The organism is Bacteroides sp. HF-4919 (genome assembly GCF_018860125.1).
Window position 1 is genome coordinate 42305 of the sequence record NZ_JAHKNF010000002.1, and the last position, 18453, is coordinate 60757.

12 protein-coding genes are annotated in these 18453 nt (G+C 45.7%); 4 read left to right on the top strand and 8 right to left on the bottom strand.

Annotation, left to right across the window (positions count from 1 at the left end):
- Positions 1–10 precede the first annotated feature (10 nt).
- The 3 genes from KO473_RS04455 to KO473_RS04465 are packed head-to-tail and all read left to right on the top strand — an operon-like array spanning position 11 to position 4913.
- The gene (locus KO473_RS04455; protein ID WP_122130154.1) at positions 11–1546 is read left to right on the top strand and encodes a beta-N-acetylhexosaminidase; all 1536 of its coding nucleotides are present in this window, start codon (positions 11–13) and stop codon (positions 1544–1546) included.
- A gap of 56 nt (positions 1547–1602) precedes the next feature.
- A complete protein-coding gene (locus KO473_RS04460; protein WP_122130153.1) occupies positions 1603–3693 on the top strand; it encodes a glycoside hydrolase family 2 TIM barrel-domain containing protein in 2091 nt (696 codons plus the stop codon).
- Positions 3690–4913: a DUF2264 domain-containing protein gene (locus KO473_RS04465; RefSeq protein ID WP_122130152.1), complete on the top strand. Its 1224-nt coding sequence runs from the start codon at positions 3690–3692 to the stop codon at positions 4911–4913. The genes KO473_RS04460 and KO473_RS04465 overlap by 4 nt, the downstream gene beginning before the upstream one ends.
- Positions 4914–5142: 229 nt before the next feature.
- Here KO473_RS04465 and KO473_RS04470 read toward each other — a convergent pair whose 3' ends face one another.
- The 7 genes from KO473_RS04470 to KO473_RS04495 all read right to left on the bottom strand — a co-directional run bounded on the left by KO473_RS04470 (position 5143) and on the right by KO473_RS04495 (position 14417).
- On the bottom strand, positions 5143–7716 hold the full coding sequence (locus KO473_RS04470; RefSeq protein WP_005822830.1) for an outer membrane beta-barrel family protein: 2574 nt from the start codon (positions 7714–7716) through the stop codon (positions 5143–5145).
- A gap of 170 nt (positions 7717–7886) precedes the next feature.
- Positions 7887–9182 carry a DUF4010 domain-containing protein gene (locus tag KO473_RS04475; RefSeq protein WP_122130151.1) on the bottom strand — a complete coding sequence of 432 codons (1296 nt, stop codon included), beginning with the start codon at positions 9180–9182 and terminating at the stop codon, positions 7887–7889.
- 56 nt (positions 9183–9238) lie between these two features.
- The gene (locus tag KO473_RS04480) at positions 9239–9709 is read right to left on the bottom strand and encodes a CYTH domain-containing protein (RefSeq protein WP_122130150.1); all 471 of its coding nucleotides are present in this window, start codon (positions 9707–9709) and stop codon (positions 9239–9241) included.
- Between the two features lie 2 nt (positions 9710–9711).
- Entirely contained in the window at positions 9712–11031 is a 1320-nt protein-coding gene (locus tag KO473_RS04485; protein ID WP_122130149.1) for an OprO/OprP family phosphate-selective porin, read from the bottom strand.
- Between the two features lie 116 nt (positions 11032–11147).
- Positions 11148–11282 carry a hypothetical protein gene (locus KO473_RS23660; RefSeq protein ID WP_005812004.1) on the bottom strand — a complete coding sequence of 45 codons (135 nt, stop codon included), beginning with the start codon at positions 11280–11282 and terminating at the stop codon, positions 11148–11150.
- Between the two features lie 152 nt (positions 11283–11434).
- Positions 11435–12551, bottom strand: a protein-coding gene (gene prfB, locus KO473_RS04490; RefSeq protein WP_122130148.1) for a peptide chain release factor 2 whose coding sequence is annotated in 2 segments (ribosomal slippage) — positions 11435–12487 and positions 12489–12551 — 1116 coding nt in all. Because the reading frame shifts where the segments join, the coding sequence is not laid out codon by codon here.
- A gap of 60 nt (positions 12552–12611) precedes the next feature.
- Positions 12612–14417: a long-chain fatty acid--CoA ligase gene (locus tag KO473_RS04495; RefSeq protein ID WP_005784128.1), complete on the bottom strand. Its 1806-nt coding sequence runs from the start codon at positions 14415–14417 to the stop codon at positions 12612–12614.
- Positions 14418–14606: 189 nt separating this feature from the next.
- On the opposite strand from KO473_RS04495, the gene KO473_RS04500 reads away from it, so the two are divergent.
- Complete coding sequence (locus tag KO473_RS04500; protein WP_032531066.1) at positions 14607–15668, top strand: M20 family metallo-hydrolase; 1062 nt, start codon at positions 14607–14609, stop codon at positions 15666–15668.
- Between the two features lie 369 nt (positions 15669–16037).
- Here KO473_RS04500 and KO473_RS04505 read toward each other — a convergent pair whose 3' ends face one another.
- The gene (locus tag KO473_RS04505; RefSeq protein ID WP_181996011.1) at positions 16038–18437 is read right to left on the bottom strand and encodes a family 16 glycoside hydrolase; all 2400 of its coding nucleotides are present in this window, start codon (positions 18435–18437) and stop codon (positions 16038–16040) included.
- Positions 18438–18453: the final 16 nt, after the last annotated feature.

Consider the following 18453-nt stretch of genomic DNA (forward strand, 5'->3'; position numbering starts at 1 on the left):
AAGACATAGGATGAAACGAACCAACAGATCATTATTCATTCATAATACAGCAAGAGGGAGAATAAAATTTCTTCTTCTTGCTCTATTTGCTTTTCAAAGCTTACAAGCACAAAAGCTATTCCCCGCTCCTTCTGCGATAGAGACACATAAGGGTACATTCTCTTATGACGAAGTTTCGGCTGAGTGTGTACGAACTACTATCTCTAAGTCTCTGCCTGCCATCGGTACAGCATATTCAGATGAAGCATATCAACTGGAAATTACGCCGGATTCTATCTTCATTGATGCCACTTCTGAGAAAGGCGCATTTTATGCCGGCCAGGCTATCAGACAACTGGCACAGCACGGACAGGGCAAAATCCGCTGTTGCCGGATTTACAGTTCGCCACGCTACGCATGGCGCGGATTTATGCTCGATGAAAGCCGCCACTTCTTCGGCAAAGAGAAAGTAAAACAATACCTCGACCTGATGGCGAGGCTTCATCTCAATGTATTCCACTGGCATCTGACAGACGAACCGGGATGGCGCATTGAAATCAAAAAATATCCTAAGCTGACGGAGATAGGAGCCGTCGGTAATTGGCATGATGCCAAAGCAGCTCCGCAGTTCTATACACAGGACGACATCCGGGAGATCGTGGCCTATGCAGCCGAACGCCAGATTATGGTGATTCCGGAGTTCGATATGCCGGGACATGCCACGGCAGTCTGCCGTGCCTATCCGGAGGTATCGGGGGGAGGTGAAGGACGCTGGAAGCATTTCACATTCCATCCTTGCAAAGAAGAAACTTATCGTTTTATCAGCGATGTGCTCGATGAAATAACCGCCCTCTTTCCGGCTCCCTATATCCATATCGGAGGTGACGAAGTGCACTATGGTAACCAGAACTGGTTCACAGATCCGGATATCCAGAACTTCATAAAGGAAAAAGGGCTGGTCAATGAAACCGGACTGGAGCATTACTTCATCCGCCGTGCCGCCGATCTGGTAGCAGCCAAAGGCAAGAAGATGATCGGTTGGGACGAAATAGTAGATGCCGGTATCTCCCCCTCGAAAGCACTGGTAATGTGGTGGCGTCACGACCGCAAGTACCAGTTGCTGAAAGCGCTTGAACAGGGCTATCAGGTAGTGCTGACTCCACGCCGTCCGCTGTATGGCGATTTTGTACAGGATGCTTCACATAAAGTGGGACGCTATTGGGATGGGTTCAATCCGTTGCAAGATGTCTACGCTTTTCCCGAACCGATCAGCCATCTCTTTAAAGGATACGAAGATCAGATACTGGGTATGCAGTTCACACTCTGGACCGAACGGATCGCGGATGCCAAACGACTGGATTTCATGACCTTCCCGCGTTTGATAGCCTTGGCAGAATCGGCATGGACTTCACCCGGCGCAAAAGACTGGAGCCGTTTCTGCATGCGGTTGCCGTCCTTCCTGGACTATCTGAAGGAACAAGGCATCTATTATTTCGATGTGATTCACCCACAAGAAACTCCCGAACCGGGCGGACCGGAGAAAGCGGACGTATTACAAAACGGATAGAAAAATACCGATGATCTCAATAATAACATCAGTAATCAATACATAATCAAGAACATATGAAACAGCAGAAATGTAACTATTTTCCCTCCTTATGGTGGAGGGGTCGAGGAAAAGGTTTAAGCCCCTTTCTTCTCCTACTTGTCTTCTCTCTCTCCCTTCATGCCCAGCGTCAGGATATTCTACTCAACAATAACTGGAATTTCCGTTTCTCGCATCAGGTACAGGGAGACACCCGCAGGGTAGACCTGCCGCACACCTGGAATGCACAAGATGCGCTTGCGGGCAAAACAGACTACAAACGGGGTATCGGGAACTATGAAAAAGCTCTATATGTTCGTCCCGAATGGAAAGGCAAGCGCCTGTTTCTTCGCTTTGAAGGTGTGAACAGTGTAGCCAACGTGTTCATCAACCGCAAACACATTGGCGAACACCGGGGCGGATACGGGGCCTTTATATTCGAAATCACAGACTTAGTGAAATACGGAGAAAAGAACTCCATTCTGGTACGTGCCAATAACGGTGAGCAACTGGACATAATGCCACTCGTAGGCGACTTCAATTTTTACGGGGGAATCTACAGGGATGTACATCTGCTGATTACGGACGAGACTTGCATCTCGCCTTTGGATTATGCTTCACCGGGAGTTTATCTGGTGCAGGAAGCCGTCAGCGCCCAAGAAGCAAAAGTATGTGCCAAAGTGAACCTGTCCAACCGGGCAACCGATGGAGCGGCCGAACTTCGGATCCAAGTGACGGACGGCTCTAAAGTGATTTGCAAAGAAAACCGAAACATATCGCTGAAACAGGGGACCGATATTCAGGAACAGCTTCCTTTACTGATTCAAAAACCGCGTCTTTGGAATGGTTGTGAAGACCCGTTTATGTATCAGGTCACTGTCAGCCTCCACAAGAACGGTAAACAGATCGACAGTGTAACACAGCCATTAGGTCTACGCTATTATCATACCGATCCGGCTCAAGGATTCTTCCTGAATGGCAAGCATTTACCACTTCATGGGGTATGCCGCCATCAGGATCGTGCCGAAGTGGGTAACGCACTCCGTCCCCAGCATCATGAAGAAGATGTGGCACTGATGCGCGAGATGGGAGTCAACGCCATCCGCCTGGCACACTATCCGCAGGCAACTTATATGTACGATTTGATGGACCGGCACGGTATCGTCACTTGGGCTGAGATTCCGTTTGTCGGTCCCGGAGGATATGCGGATAAAGGTTTTGTCAACCAGCTTTCCTTCCGTGAGAATGGCAAACAGCAACTCATCGAACTGATTCGCCAGCACTACAATCATCCCTCTATCTGCTTCTGGGGCCTGTTCAATGAACTGAAGGAAGTCGGGGACAATCCTGTAGAGTATATCAAAGAACTGAATGTACTGGCGAAACAGGAAGACCCTACCCGTCCGACAACTTCCGCCAGCAACCAGAACGGTGATTTGAACTTCATTACCGATAACATTGCCTGGAACCGTTACGACGGTTGGTATGGAAGTACTCCGAAAACATTGGCAACCTTTCTGGACCGTACACACGAGAAATATCCCGAAATACGTATCGGCATCAGTGAATACGGGGCAGGAGCCAGTATCTACCACCAGCAGGACTCGCTCAGGCAACCGTCCGCTTCGGGATGGTGGCACCCTGAAAACTGGCAGACCTACTATCATATGGAGAATTGGAAAATCATAGCCGAACGTCCGTTCGTATGGGGTACATTCGTTTGGAACATGTTCGACTTCGGCGCTGCCCATCGTACGGAAGGTGACCGCCCGGGTATCAATGACAAAGGTCTCGTCACCTTCGACCGAAAGGTGAAGAAAGACTCCTACTACTTCTATAAAGCAAACTGGAACAAACAGGAGCCGATGATTTACTTGGCAGAGAAGCGATGCAGGCTTCGCTACCAACCGGAGCAGACTTTCATGGCATTCACCACTGCCCCGGAAGCCGAACTGTTTGTAAACGGTGTCAGTTGTGGCAAACAAAAAGCAGATACTTACTCAACAGTTGTATGGAAAGGTGTCAAACTGAAGGTAGGAGAAAATACCATCCGTGTAACTACTCCGGGGAAAAAACCACTTACGGACGTAGTGGTAGTGGAATATAAAGAAGACGGATCGCTTCAATGAAACGGATCATCTTAATTATTGTATGGGGATTGCTGGCCGGAGGATGGCCGGCAGTCCCCTGTCTTTGGGCACAGTGCCGGCCAGGAACTGCCGACCGGAATGTCTGGGTAAAGACACTTGTCCGCCTGGCCGATCCGGTACTCAGTAATCTGGCTAACGAAACACTGAAGAAAAGAATGCCATACCAATCGCTTGCCCCCGACCGGCAACGTTTCTCTTATCTGGAAGCAGTAGGACGTACAGTTTGCGGCATGGCTCCATGGCTGGAATTGGGAGCGGACGATACGCCGGAAGGACAGTTACGCAAGAAATACATCGAGCTGACTGTAAAAGGAATCAGCAATGCCGTTAACCCCTCCTCACCCGATTACCTGATTTTCGGAGAACCTTCGCAGCCCTTGGTAGATGCCGCATTTCTGGCAGAAGGATTGCTGCGCGCCCCCAAACAGTTATGGGGTAATCTCTCTGCATCTGCCCGCAAGCGGGTAGTGACGGAGTTGAAGCGAAGCCGTGCCATTAAACCCAACGAAAGCAACTGGTTGCTGTTTGCCTCTATCGTAGAGGCTGCATTGCAAGAATTCACCGGTGAGTGCGACACGGTACGCCTCAACTACGGAGTACGCAAGTTCAGGGATCTTTGGTATAAGGGAGATGCCCAATACGGTGACGGGGCTGACTTCCATCTCGATTATTACAACAGCTTTGTGATTCACCCCATGCTAACTGACATATTAATCGTCATGCAAAAGCACCGGATGCCGGGAGCTGAATTTCTGAAAGTACAGCAGAAACGCTTGGGACGCTATGCCGAACAGTTGGAACGGTTTATTTCACCGGAAGGAACTTATCCGGTAATCGGACGGTCTATCGTGTATCGTACCGGAGTATTTCATGCGTTAGGGCAAGCTGCCCTACTACATCTGCTTCCCGAACATATTACTCCCGCCCAAGTACGTTGTGCAATGACCAAGGTCATTGAAAATCAGTTCCGGTCAGCCGACAATTTTGATGCAAACGGTTGGTTAAGGATAGGTTTCTCCGGTAATCAGATAAAAATGTCGGAAAGCTACATCAATACGGGAAGTACTTATCTGTGTCTGACCGGGTTCTTACCACTGGGATTACCTGCTGATGATGCCTTTTGGTCAGCTCCTCCCGCCGAATGGACCAACTTGAAAGCCTGGTCGGGGAAAGAGGTGCCGGCAGATCATTCATTATAAACCGGCAACCGGACGAAATGGGGTGTGCCGGAACTCGTATTCACCACAGATTACACTGATTTACACAGATAAACACTCAGTAGTTATCAATAGATCAAGTTCGCTCTATGGGACTCTGTGTTACTCTGTGGTGAATAATGACACATCCCCATTCAAAAACAGAAAGGTGTAGCTACCACTGCGGATAGCTACACCTTTCTGTTTTTATCTTTACCAGAAGTCCTAACTCTTAGTTAGCACCACCTTGACCACCCTGGCCACCGCCACCTTTCACATCATCATTATTGATACTACGGGCAGCTTTCTTCACGCTGGCTTTCAACTCACCGATACGATAGCTGAGGCTGACACCAAAGCTACGGCTCGGATAGCGGCTGCTACTCTTAGACAAGAAGTTTTCACCGATAGTAGTGTTGTTAAACGAACGATATTTCTCGAAGATATTGCTAACATAAGCACTTACCGTAAAACGATCTTTGATGAATGAACGGTTCACACTCAGGCTATAGTAATAGTAACCCGATCCCTTACCCTGCAAGCTAATGTAAGGAGTACTTCCTCCGGCATTCAGACTGGCGCGTATTTTCAATGGGAAAGTATGCTGAATGCCGCCATACATAGAAGCGCTCCATCCATAATTATGTAATCCTTGGGCCGGACTCTTAATATCAGCGTAGCTACCATCACCATTCAGATAGATACGAGTATTGGGAGAAGCATTCCAGTTAGCATAAAGGCTCAGACCTGTATTACGGTTCTTACCGATATTTTCGTACGTGCTGTACAATGCACCTTCGGGAGCATGATGTCCTCCGGGGAAGTCCTCACCGCCTTTACCGATCAGACGGCTCACCCGCTCAATACCATTGTTTCCAAATGAGTGACGCAAAGAAACATTCACATTGAACTTCATACTGAACATACTATAGCTCAGATTGAACGAGTGGCTCTTTTCACTTTCCAGATTCGAATTACCCTGGCTGATAAACATCGGGTTACGGTCGTCAAAATAAGGATTCAAGTTCCAGATACCCGGACGCCAGATACGCATGTTGTAACCACCACGCAAGTTCTGTGTCTTACCAATCTTAATACCCATCGTAACAGATGGAACAAAATCATTATAGTTGGTGCTGAAATCTGCTTCCGGACCGATAGCTCCAGCCAAATATTTTACATCCTGAGCGGTATATTCATAACGTACTCCCGGTTTAAAAGAGAAGCCCTTATAACGAAGAGTGTATCCTAAATAAGCAGCAAGAATGTCGTTCATATGCTTGTACTTACTGCTACGGTCGTTGTTGTATTCATAATCGTCGGTTGCCCCTTTAGCTTCGAACAACTTATTATCACTTAAATTATTACGGATAATATATTTGCCACCTACTTCTATCGTATGTAACTTTCCGATAGGGGTGGTGTAGTCCACCTGGAAGGTATGTTCAGTAGTATTCGTTTTTCCATCCGAGTGAGAGTTGTTTAATAGGAACTTCTCAATAATTTCCAATTCAAAAGGATCCTTTATATCTCTATACTTAGTGTAGTAATCCGAATTCTGGGGTTGAGTGCTGATCTTGTAGGAAAGAGTAATCATACGGTCCTTATTCTTTTTAGACGTACGCTGGTAGTCGACATTACCCCGCATCGAATACCACGAACCGCTTCCATCACTCAGAGAGCCATATTGATAAGCCAACACATCTCTGTTTGCATTCCACATCGTAGTCAGTCCGTCACTGTTATTATCATTACTACCTCCATACATACCGAAAGAAGCAGTCAGCAGGCGTAATGTATCAATTTCGTAACTGGCTTCCAGATTACCGTACTGGAAACTACCGTCATAATCGGAAGTACTGTTTGATTCCAGATATTTCTGATCTTCCGAGTCGAAGTTTTCACGGAAACTATTTGAGTAGCTCTTCGGAGTTGTATTATAATTGTAGTTATAGTTACCGGTCAGAGTCAGTTTACCCGACTTAATAGTGGCATATCCGCCCGCACCGGCACCACGGTTACTGCCACTGGCACGGAAAGTAGCGGTATACCCTTCAAAGCCACCGCCTACAGTAACGATATTCAGGATACCGCCTACACCTTCTGCATCATATTTAGCTCCCGGAGAAGTGATTACCTCGATATGCTTAATTGTATTAGCAGGCATACTTTTGAGCACATCTTTCGGATTATTGCTCATCATGTTATTCGGCTTACCGTTTACATGGATTTTAAAACTGCTGCTGCCATTCACCTTAATGTTGTCTTCACCGTCCACTGTAACCAACGGGACTTTACGAAGCATTTCCATCACTGTGTTGGTCTTTGAGTCCGGGTCGTCCTCAATGTTATATTCAATCTTGTCCACATCCACCTTTACCAATGGTTTCTGGGCAACGATCTCTATGCCCTTCAGTTCGTTAGTAGCCTCAGCCATATTCAATTGTCCGAGGTCAATTACTTTATCTCCTGCCTTTACGGTGAAGTCTTTCACCAATGTCACTTTACCTACAGATGAAAAAGTAGCGACATAGTTTCCGGGAGCGACAGTCAATTTTTCCTGGAATTTACCATTCAAGTCAGTTACGGCCATTTTCAAAGCTTTTTGGGGAGCACTCTTTTTCACGATTTTGATCGTAGCATAAGGTTCTCCCTCTTGCGTCAGCGAGTCAAGAAGCACGCCTTTCAATGTATAAGATGGAGCTGCTGTACGTTGCTGGGTTTGCTGAGGTTTCTGCTGTTGAGCATACATCATGCCGGATGTTATAAACATCAACAGCAATAATAGTAGTAGTTTGTTTCTCATGTGAAGTTATGTTTTAGTTTATAGTCTATCAGACGCAAAATCATAGTATTTGTTACAGATTGGCAACGAAAATATCGACTTTATATTCGTTTACGAAACCCTCGGAGTTAAGAAAGGTGAAATAGGGCGATTTTTATTCTTTTTTATCAGAAGTTGTTCGATAACGCACATTAAATCAGATAAAAGAAAAAAAGTACGACAACATTTGCCGCAATCACACAGCCGAAACCGCCTAATATCCATGAGCGCAACTTACTCTGTTTACCCGAAAAGAAAAGTGCATAACACATATTCACCACAATATTGCTGATAATGGCCTGCATGGTACAAGCCATCACAACAGTGGCCGCCACACTCCCGGTTCCCTGCAATAAGTTCAGGATGAAAGGAGTGATATCACTGAATCCGGACACAAACGATAATAAGTTCAATCCTCCGGTACCGGCATAAATCAATGTGTAATGTGTCAACACAGTAAAGATAACGAATAGTCCGGCAAAAATCAGTGCTACTTTGAACTCCAAAGGGTTACTGCTGTCATCCTCTTCTTCCACAAGATCAGCACCAGGCGTCCGTTTCCGCCGGCAGTGGATAAACCAGGCAACGCCGGCTGCAACAGCAGCCATAATCAAAAGATAAGGATAGATAGAGGCAAAGATGGTGGAACTGAAAATAAGAATTAAAATCATAAAACGCAGAAACATCATACTCACAGCCAACAGCATGGCAGCAACGTATTCGGGTGCTTCCTGCGAGTGGATATTCCTGCTTTTACGCGCCAATACTGAAATAGTGGCCGTACTGCTATACAATCCACCGATGATACCGGAAACCAATACTCCCGATTCACGAAAGACATATCGCTTCAACAGATAAGAAAGGTAAGAAATGCCCGAGACAACTACTGTAGCCAGCCAAATGGTATAGGGGGTCAGGTTGATATCCGGAATGATATTCTCATTGGGCAGCATGGGGAGAATAATTCCACTGATAGCCAAAAATTTGGCAAGTGTGATCATTTCATCGTTTTTCATTCGCTGTGCAATCTCCGTAAAGGTATGCTTCAATTCAGTGAATAATAAAACGGTTACAATCACCATGACATAAAACCAGGAAGGCTGTGTAGAAACAATAGGAGCAATGCAATAAGTGATCAGCGCAATGATGATGGTCGTCACCCCGAATACGTGAAACTGGGCTTGTTTTACGTAATAGTTCAATCCCAGAAGCATACCGAGTATCAACCCGCCCCCCATAAAGAGCCGCATCTCTTCCGGATCGAGGATATACAAAAGGTACCCTAACATTCCAATAAACGTAAAGGTGCGGTCCGTACCGAAAAGAGTGATTTCTCCTTCACGCTTCAGACTGATCTTGCGTTGCGAGAGTCCTATTAAAAGTGAAAACAAGGTGACCAGAATAAAGGTCACCAGCTTTTCCGGCAAGTAGTTGTACAGTTGTTCCATATATCTTTATTCTTGAGCCCGTAACTAAAGAAACAAATATACGGATTATTTGTTAGCTACGACCAGGTAGTATACGGTTTTTTCATTAACTGGGAATTATAGTAGCGAATGTCCCCCGTAACCTCTTCTCCTATAAAGTCGGGTTTTACAAACACTTCGTCTTCCGAACCCAATTCCACCTCAGCTACTACAAGTCCTTCATTCTCACCGTAGAATTCATCTATTTCGAATACGTGTTTCCCACTACGAACCAGGTATCGGGTCTTATCGATCACTCCCGGTTCACAAAGTTTCATCAGTTCCTCTACCTCAATAAGCGGCAGTTCTTTCTCCCACTCATAGCGGCTCAACCCTGAGGCATCGGAGGCTCCTTTAATAGTCAGGTAACCTTTCCCATCGCGGATACGTACCCGGACCGTTCTTCCACGGGCACTGCTGATATATCCTTGAACAATGCGACTCTGCGCAAAAGCCTGTGATTTATAGTCTCCTTTAACGAGAAACTTACGTTCTATCTCTTGTGACATATTTAAAAATTCAATTGTATACGGAGTCCCAGAATGCCATATGCATTCCCCCCCTTCCCCAACGATTCATCTACTTCCTCGGGTTTGTAAGCAATCTCTCCGTTCGATTTATACCCCACCGCTGCCTGTCCGAAGGCATTGGCATATTTATCATTATCTACATACGAATAGTTAATCTGGAATTTAAGATTCCGGGTAGCATAATAATTCACCCCAAACGTCCATCCGTTGGCCGATCCGCCCATCACCTCTGTTCCGTTCAGGTCGATACGGTCAAAACGGGCTGCCAGTTCTATGTCGCCCCAACTACGCCCAAACGACGGCTGTGAAAAAGCGCCACGTGATTTACTATACCGCTGCTGTCCGCCAAACAGCAGATAAGCAGCCTGTACATAGAAACCATTGAACTTCTCCGTCGCTAATCCTTCCATACGCACTGTGTTGTTCATAATGTATTCTCCCTGAAAACGAAACCCTCTGTAGAATCCGGCCAACTCGGCACCCGCCAGCCAGTCGTGACTGACCGAGGCAATAGGCGACGTATCCAGAAACTTGATTTTATTGATATAAGACAGCGACCTTGTACTGTATCTCACCGTATTTGGCATCAGTGAACCAACCGTAGTCTTCGGAGTGCGATAAGATGCAGCAATTCCCAGATGAAAGCCTTTCACTTTATCTGCCGAAACAGGTTGCCAAACCGCACGGGCAGTCACCGATATTCCTTCATCTTCTCCGGCTTTGTTGTTACTTTCAGAATAATCTTTTTCTTTATTACCTTCAATTCGCTTGAAATGTACACCTGCTACCCCCAGGAACTGGTCATGTTCCCAAGTTCCCTGTACGCCAATATGATATTCAGGAGCAAATGCCGATACCACATTCGCTTTCTCCATAAACCATAAATCGCCCGAAGAAGTCATTGCAGCCATCCCAAAACTCTCTTTAAAATTACCTGCCCTAAAGTAGAGCCCGTTGGGAAAAGCATATTTAATGAAACAGTCTTTTAATGAAAATCCGCCATCGGTCAGATCCATCTCTATTTTACCGGATAATCTTTTACCAAATGCAGCAGTGGCACCTAAACGTACACGCCTAAATCCGACACCATTGCCTATGGGCTGGTAATCCTCTCCCAAAAACACCGCTCCATCTGCCTGGATACGGCCATTGAAAGTCAGTTTAAACTTATTGTCCTCCGAACTGAAGGTTAATGATTCTTTCTTCACCTCAGGAAGAAAAGATTTAGACTCCTGGGCAGAAACCATCCCCAGACAAGTAATTGAGAAGATAGAAAAAATAGTAATCAGTTGCTTGTTCATCCGTCTTTTTAGTGATTAGCGATTAATTGGCAGTGATTAGCAGCTAATAACCGGTGATTAGTACAATTCATCTATACGGTACTAATCACTAATTGTCAGTCACTAATCACTCACTCTTAGCCCAAAAGAGAAAAACCGATAATCATAGCCAATGCCAGAATGACCAGCGAGACAAAAACTACCTTAACGACCTTTTTGGCTTGTTCTTCTTCTTTCTTGCTGTGTGTTACTTTTTTCTTATTCTTACTCATAATCGTTAGCTTTAAAGTTCAACGCTAACAAAGTAAGAACAAATCTTTTAACCTGCCAAAAATATAGAGAATAAAATGACGGACAAAGAAAGGAAATAAAAAAACATCCCCCGGAGCAGAAAAATCCGGAGGATGTTACAATTCTGTTATTTTTAAGCTTCTTCCGAAGAAAATTCCATCAGATAGGCTTTGATAAATCCTTCTATTTTTCCATCCATCACTCCGTTTACATCAGAGGTCTGGAAGTTAGTGCGATGGTCTTTTACACGACGGTCGTCAAAGACATAGCTTCGTATCTGTGACCCCCATTCGATTTTTTTCTTACCGGCTTCCACTTTAGCCTGTTCTGCCATGCGGTGCTGCAATTCTTTATCGTAAAGAATAGACCGCAACTGACGCATCGCATTCTCCCGATTCTTAGGCTGGTCACGGGTTTCGGTATTCTCAATCAGGATTTCCTCTTCCTCTCCGGTATAAGGGTCCTTGTACTGATAACGCAAACGAACGCCGGATTCCACTTTATTTACGTTCTGTCCACCGGCACCTCCCGAACGGAAAGTATCCCAAGAGATACAGGCCGGCAAAATATTCACTTCAATGCTATCGTCCACCAACGGAGTGACAAACACGGAAGCAAAAGAAGTCATGCGCTTACCCTGCGCATTGTAAGGGGAAACACGAACCAAACGGTGTACACCGTTTTCACCTTTCAGATATCCATAAGCATAGTCGCCTTCGATCTGGATGGTACAGGTTTTAATACCCGCTTCATCACCTTCCTGCAAGTTGGCCATGGTTGCTTTATAACCATTGGTCTCGGCATAACGAAGATACATACGCATCAGCATCGATGCCCAGTCCTGACTCTCCGTGCCACCGGCACCGGAGTTAATTTTCAGCACGCAACTCATTTGGTCGGCCTCATCACGAAGCATGTTCTGCAACTCCAGATTTTCGACATGCTCCAATGCCTTTGCATAGGCCTCGTCTACTTCTTCTTCGGTGACCAATTCGTCTTTATAAAAATCGAAAGCCAGTTCCAGTTCGTCTGTCAGTGTCTTGACCTCATTGTATCCCTCAATCCACTTTTGCAGTCCTTTCACCAGTTTCATTTGTGCTTCGGCCTTCTTCTGGTCATCCCAGAATCCCGGAGCCTGTGTTCTCAATTGTTCTTCTTCGACCTGAATTTTCTTCCCGTCGATGTCAAAGATACCTCCTCAGCGCATCAGTGCGCTCTTTCACGTCTTTAAGTTGTTCAATAGTAATCATACTTCTTATTTATGGTTTTCATTAATTATGGGGAGCAAAGATATACAAAATTTTGTGTTCTTACTCCTCATACATTTTATCAATTACCTCTTTATAATTGCGTGCCACTACCGGGCGTTTCAACTTCAGGGTATTAGTCAGTTCCCCTTTTTCCATGCTGAACGGTTCGGGAAGCAACGTAAATCGTTTAATCTGTTCGTAATGGGCAAACTGCTGCTGCAACGTATCGATACGTGCGCGGAACAGAGCAGTAATTTTAGGATGCTCCAACAATTCGGCCATATCTTTGTATTCGATGCCTTTCTCTTTGGCATACTGTTTCACAAAGCCGTATACGGGTACAATCAGTGCAGATACAAACTTACGCTGATCGGCAATAATAGCTATCTGATCGATATAACGGTCGATAACCAATTTGGTTTCCAATGCCTGAGGAGCGATGTATTTTCCGTTCGATGTCTTAAACAAGTCTTTGATACGCTCTGTCAGATATAACTGCCCATTTTTAAAATAGCCGGCATCACCGGTATGAAACCAACCTTCTTCATCGATGGCTGCAGCCGTCGCTTCCGCCTTTTTATAATACCCTTTCGTGATGGTCTTTCCACGAAGCAGAATCTCGTTATCTTCGCCGATCTTCACTTCTACCTCTGGCATTACCTGACCTACCGAACCAATATCATAGCCCGTCTTCGAAGTACACGAAACAGTCGCTGTAGATTCTGTCAAACCATATCCGACCAGCATATCGATGCCCACCGAATGTACAAACTCGCATATTTCATCGGGAACGGCAGCACCGGCTGTCGGGAAAAAGTTACCGTTCTCTATTCCGATGGTCTTTTTCAGCAGAGCATAGATAGTCTTCTCATAAAACTTATATTTCAACTGAATCATTCGGGGAGGCGTCTTACCCACCCGCAAATAATCCAGATTATGGATACGGCCTACTTTAATAGCATCCAGCATCAGCATTTTTTTTATTCCGGTGGTCTCGGCTATTTTTTCCTGAACGCCGGCGTACACCTTCTCCCAAAAGCGGGGTACACTACACATCAATGTCGGACGTATTTCTTTAATGGTTGTCTGGATATCGGCCGGACGGAGATTGATGCAGACCTGTACGCCCTTATGCACACAGAGATAAGTCCATGCCTTCTCAAACACATGAGTCAGCGGCAGGAAGTTCATCGAAACATCTTTATCGGTCATATCTACCAGACGGATATCATGAATGCGGAATGCTTCCAAATAGCAAGAATGATGCAGCATGACTCCTTTAGGTTCGCCCGTAGTACCGGACGTATACAGGATATTTGCCAAATCTTCGGCACTGGCACGTGCCGTACGTTCTTCCACTACTTCATTGTGCGGCAAATCTTTTCCTTTAGCCAAAAACTCGTCATAATAAATAGAACTCATATCACGCGGATCTTTCACTACCGCCGGATCAAAAATGATCAACTGTACAAGTGAGGGGCAGAAGCCGAACACACTGAAAGCAGCATCATACTGGAACTGCTCGCCTACAAATAAGAAACGTATCTGGGCATCATTGATGATATATTGAGCCTGTGCCGGAGAACTGGTTGCATAAAGCGGAATCGTCACCGCACGATTGGCAAAAGCGGCAAAATCCGTAAACAGACATTCCGGCTTATTTTGAGAGAAAATACCGATGTTTTCTTCTTCCTGTACCCCCAGTTCCACCATGGCATTGGCGGCCTGCCTTACAGTTTGCGAGAATTCATTCCAAGAGATAGGGATCCACTGTGCCTTCTCATAGTCACGGTATTTCAGAGCTGTCTTGTCGCCATACTTTTCAGCCTGACGATGAACCAAGACAGATAAATGATGATAAGTCATATCCTTTGTTGTTAGTTATTCGTCTGCAAAGGTATCGTTTAATTTGGAATTATCAGGTGTGAACACTGAATTATTTTGCTTAACAGAGTCAGGCACTTAGCCATATAGTACCTGATAAATAGTTGTCTGACAAACTGAAAGATTCAAGTATTATTTGTACATTTGCATCCGTTCAAAGCAAAAAAAGAAATGATAGACGAATCCATTACATCCGAAGCTGTCGGCTTGCTGAAATCTCTGATCAGCATCCCTTCGCTCAGCCGCGAAGAAGAAAAAGCAGCCGATTACCTGCAAAACTATATCGAGGCCGAAGGTATGACCACAGGCCGTAAAGGAAACAACATCTGGTGTCTGAGTCCCATGTTCGACCTGAAGAAACCGACAATCCTGCTCAATTCCCATATCGATACCGTAAAACCGGTCAACGGTTGGCGAAAAGATCCGTTCACTCCCCGCGAAGAGAATGGGAAACTTTACGGATTGGGCAGCAACGATGCCGGTGCAAGCGTAGTGACACTCTTACAGGTGTTTCTGCAACTATGCCGCAGGCAACAAAGTTATAACCTCATTTATCTGGCATCCTGCGAAGAAGAAGTATCGGGAAAAGGGGGTATCGAAAGTGTATTGCCCGGACTTCCTCCTATCAGTTTTGCCGTAGTGGGAGAACCTACCGAAATGCAACCTGCCATTGCCGAAAAAGGGTTAATGGTACTTGATGTCACTGCCATCGGAAAAGCAGGACACGCAGCCCGTAATGAAGGTGATAATGCTATATATAAGGTATTGGACGACATTGCCTGGTTCCGCGACTACCGTTTTGCCAAAGAATCGTCTCTGCTGGGCCCTGTCAAAATGAGTGTCACGGTGATCAATGCCGGTACACAGCACAATGTCATCCCCGACCGTTGCAATTTCGTAGTGGACGTACGAAGCAACGAACTTTACTCCAATGAAGAACTGTTTGCCGAAATACAAAAACATATTTCCTGCAAAGCCGAAGCCCGCTCGTTCCGCCTTAACTCTTCACGTATCGAAGAGAGTCACCCGTTTGTACAAAAAGCAAAAAAACTGGGACGTATACCTTTCGGTTCCCCTACCCTTTCTGATCAGGCGTTAATGTCTTTCCCTTCGGTAAAAATGGGTCCCGGCCGTTCTTCGCGTTCACATACAGCCGATGAATATATCATGATTAAAGAAATCGAAGAAGCATTGGAGTTATATCTGAAGATACTGGACGGCTTGGAAATCTGACCCTTCCGTCTGTAGTGCTGTCGGCCGATGGAACAAATTCGTGCAATGTATCAGCTATTTCCAGACCATAAAAGGTTCTATAACTTCTCATCAATTATATTCTACTTGTCATTCTGACAAGTAGATCACTCGAAGCCATGCAGGCAGAGGCTTTAGGAAACAAAGGTCCTTTGATTAGGTTCCGGCTGATAAATAGAAGGTTATAAGTGTTTATATCACATTGAAGGAACACTTGTTTTAACGGTCTGTTAAAACAAGTGTTTTGATTGTAAACAACAAATCTTTTACATGCAAAAGACTTGTTGTTTACAATCTGTCAGCAAAACTTTCCGAAGCGGTATTAACAATGTTAATTCCCATAACGATAACTTACTTCCCAAGCACGACAATCGTATACGAGTAAGCAGGAAACGAATAAGTAAAATCAGATCCGGCAGCCTGCATCCAGATAGCTTTCGGAAGAATCCGGGTCGGCGTATCGGGAAGATTTTCGTCATTCAGTTCTCCACTCAAAGTATATATTTCCATATTTCCCTCCGGAATGAAACCGGACAAGTTTATCTGGCTCCGCCGTACCTCAGGTGAAGTGTTCACAACATGCAGAATCACTTCATCACGTGCTTCATTCGTTGTGGCTGTCACATCCAGTTCTCCTTTCACTTCACTCCACAAACGTAACGGATGGTGATGGGCAGCAGACATCTGCTGTGCATAGAAAGTCGGCATTCCCCAAACCTGTCCCGGTGTGAAAAATACCTGCCCCTGATCCCAACCATTGTCATTTTGCAGATAGGGTTGAAGGGCATTGGCCGCACAGGTAGTCAGGATGAAGTCACCATGGCGGCGAACTACATTCTGAACGGTAGCATGTACAATGGCACGCTGAATGTTATGCAGGTTTCCATTTTCTTCAAAAATGGCACAACGCATCGTTGTATTCGGATTCCATTTCAAGAACTTGGCCTTCATATCCGTCAACTCCCTGTCTATGTTCTCACGGCTACCGAGATCATCCGTCCAAGGGTGATAATCCCAATAAGCAGCTTTTCCGTCAAGGGCTTTAAATACTTTTTCCATGTTAGGCGATTCGGGACGCCACCAGGCAGAATGAATAAATTGCACCTCCGGATCTTTGGCATGAACCGCTTCATAGATATCATTAAAACGATCAATGTAATGCTGATAGTCTGCCTCGATATCCCCCCAGATGACCTCTTCGTTTCCAATCTCCAGATACTTCAATCCGTAAGGTTCGGGATGCCCGTTCGCGGCACGCTTCTTCCCCCATTCCGTATCTACCGACCCGTTCAAGTATTCAATCATGTCCGCCATATCCTGCGCCGACTCTTCTACATTCACTGCATAAGCAGGCACAAACCCTGCCTTCTCGCAGAACTGGAGGAAATCCTCGATGCCGAAACCGTTAGTCGAATAAGTATACCAGTGGCCTTTATAAGGCGGACGCAGTGCACGATCACCAATCATATTCTTAAAACGGTATTCGGGAGCATTAACCATCGTACCTCCATAGCGCAGGAAACGCAACCCCTGATCCACCATTGCCTGCCCGATATCATTACGCAACGGCAACCCACGAAACTGCCGGTCGGCACCGTTCATCAAAGTGACCATATCTACCAGAAAACGCCCTTTCCCTTTCAAATAAATGGCAAAGCGTGCGTTTTCATCGGTCTTGTCCGGAATCAACTCAAATGTATACTTTTTCCAGTCGCCGGACTCGGTACGGATACACTGTACAGCATATTCTTTTTCACCATCCACGCTTTGAAGGGCTACCCATACTTCCGCCTTCCCTTTCAAATAAAGGCTACCGGTTTTCTTCTCACCCTGACGTACGGAGATCCCCCAGCGATTCAAGCTCCGGTTGGCAATGCCCACTTTACCGATACCTGCCAGACACTCTACTTGCTGAGCATAGTGTCCATGAAAAGGTTTGTCCGCAACCTGTTTATATGAAGCGGCCGCATTCAGATCTGCAAAAGCATCCCACATGCCACTGACCTGTGGTGCCGATCGGGTTAACAGCTTGACAGGAGTACCATCTCCGATGGTCAGGTTACGGAAAGATGCACCGGCACCCCAATTGCGGAAAGCGACCTTTCCATTACGTAAAGTGGTAAGATGATCTTCGAAACGCAATACTTCACGACTGTTCAGCAGAATCACCAGTTCATCACCCTCCATCTTCACTTCCATACGATTCCATTGCGACGGATCTACATCTACCGGAACTGTTTTCAGTTCCTGCCAGTTGTGCAGATGCTTACCTAACAGCACGCGTTTGCCATCGGCAAACAGGCTGACTTCGTATCCATCAAAATTATCCGCTCCACCTCCGTATTCACCGACACGCAACAAAAGTCCCGCATTATTGGCAGACGAAATGTCATCGGTAAATTTTATATCGACTCCGACCCTACCGTCAGAGAACTCCGCATCATCATAAACCAATTTCGCCCCCGGATGCGACGATACGGAAAGTTGATCATCTTGCATCTTCCATACCCCTTCGCACCGGGTAAACCCGATAAAGTTATCCATGGAGGCAGGTTCCTCAAAGCTCTCGCCAAAAATCTGCTGATCATAAATTCCCCCATAAATCTCATGATTTACATCTTCCATGCAAGCTCCATATAAATAAGGAGTTATTTTATTCTCGACCTTACCCGTATCCACTCGGATCACAGCGTCCTGTGCCGCTACTACCGAAGCAGACAATATCAGAGCTAACAAACAGTTTACCCTCATCTTACAATTGTGTTTA

Excerpts from the sequence above, each read along its gene's own strand:
- KO473_RS04485 (WP_122130149.1), bottom strand. The coding sequence starts at position 11,031 with ATGAACAAGCAACTGATTACTATTTTTTCTATCTTCTCAATTACTTGT.
- KO473_RS04460 (WP_122130153.1), top strand. The coding sequence starts at position 1,603 with ATGAAACAGCAGAAATGTAACTATTTTCCCTCCTTATGGTGGAGGGGT.
- KO473_RS04475 (WP_122130151.1), bottom strand. The coding sequence starts at position 9,182 with ATGGAACAACTGTACAACTACTTGCCGGAAAAGCTGGTGACCTTTATT.
- KO473_RS04505 (WP_181996011.1), bottom strand. The coding sequence starts at position 18,437 with ATGAGGGTAAACTGTTTGTTAGCTCTGATATTGTCTGCTTCGGTAGTA.
- KO473_RS04480 (WP_122130150.1), bottom strand. The coding sequence starts at position 9,709 with ATGTCACAAGAGATAGAACGTAAGTTTCTCGTTAAAGGAGACTATAAA.
- KO473_RS04455 (WP_122130154.1), top strand. The coding sequence starts at position 11 with ATGAAACGAACCAACAGATCATTATTCATTCATAATACAGCAAGAGGG.
- KO473_RS04495 (WP_005784128.1), bottom strand. The coding sequence starts at position 14,417 with ATGACTTATCATCATTTATCTGTCTTGGTTCATCGTCAGGCTGAAAAG.
- KO473_RS04465 (WP_122130152.1), top strand. The coding sequence starts at position 3,690 with ATGAAACGGATCATCTTAATTATTGTATGGGGATTGCTGGCCGGAGGA.
- KO473_RS04470 (WP_005822830.1), bottom strand. The coding sequence starts at position 7,716 with ATGAGAAACAAACTACTACTATTATTGCTGTTGATGTTTATAACATCC.
- KO473_RS23660 (WP_005812004.1), bottom strand. The coding sequence starts at position 11,282 with ATGAGTAAGAATAAGAAAAAAGTAACACACAGCAAGAAAGAAGAAGAA.
- KO473_RS04500 (WP_032531066.1), top strand. The coding sequence starts at position 14,607 with ATGATAGACGAATCCATTACATCCGAAGCTGTCGGCTTGCTGAAATCT.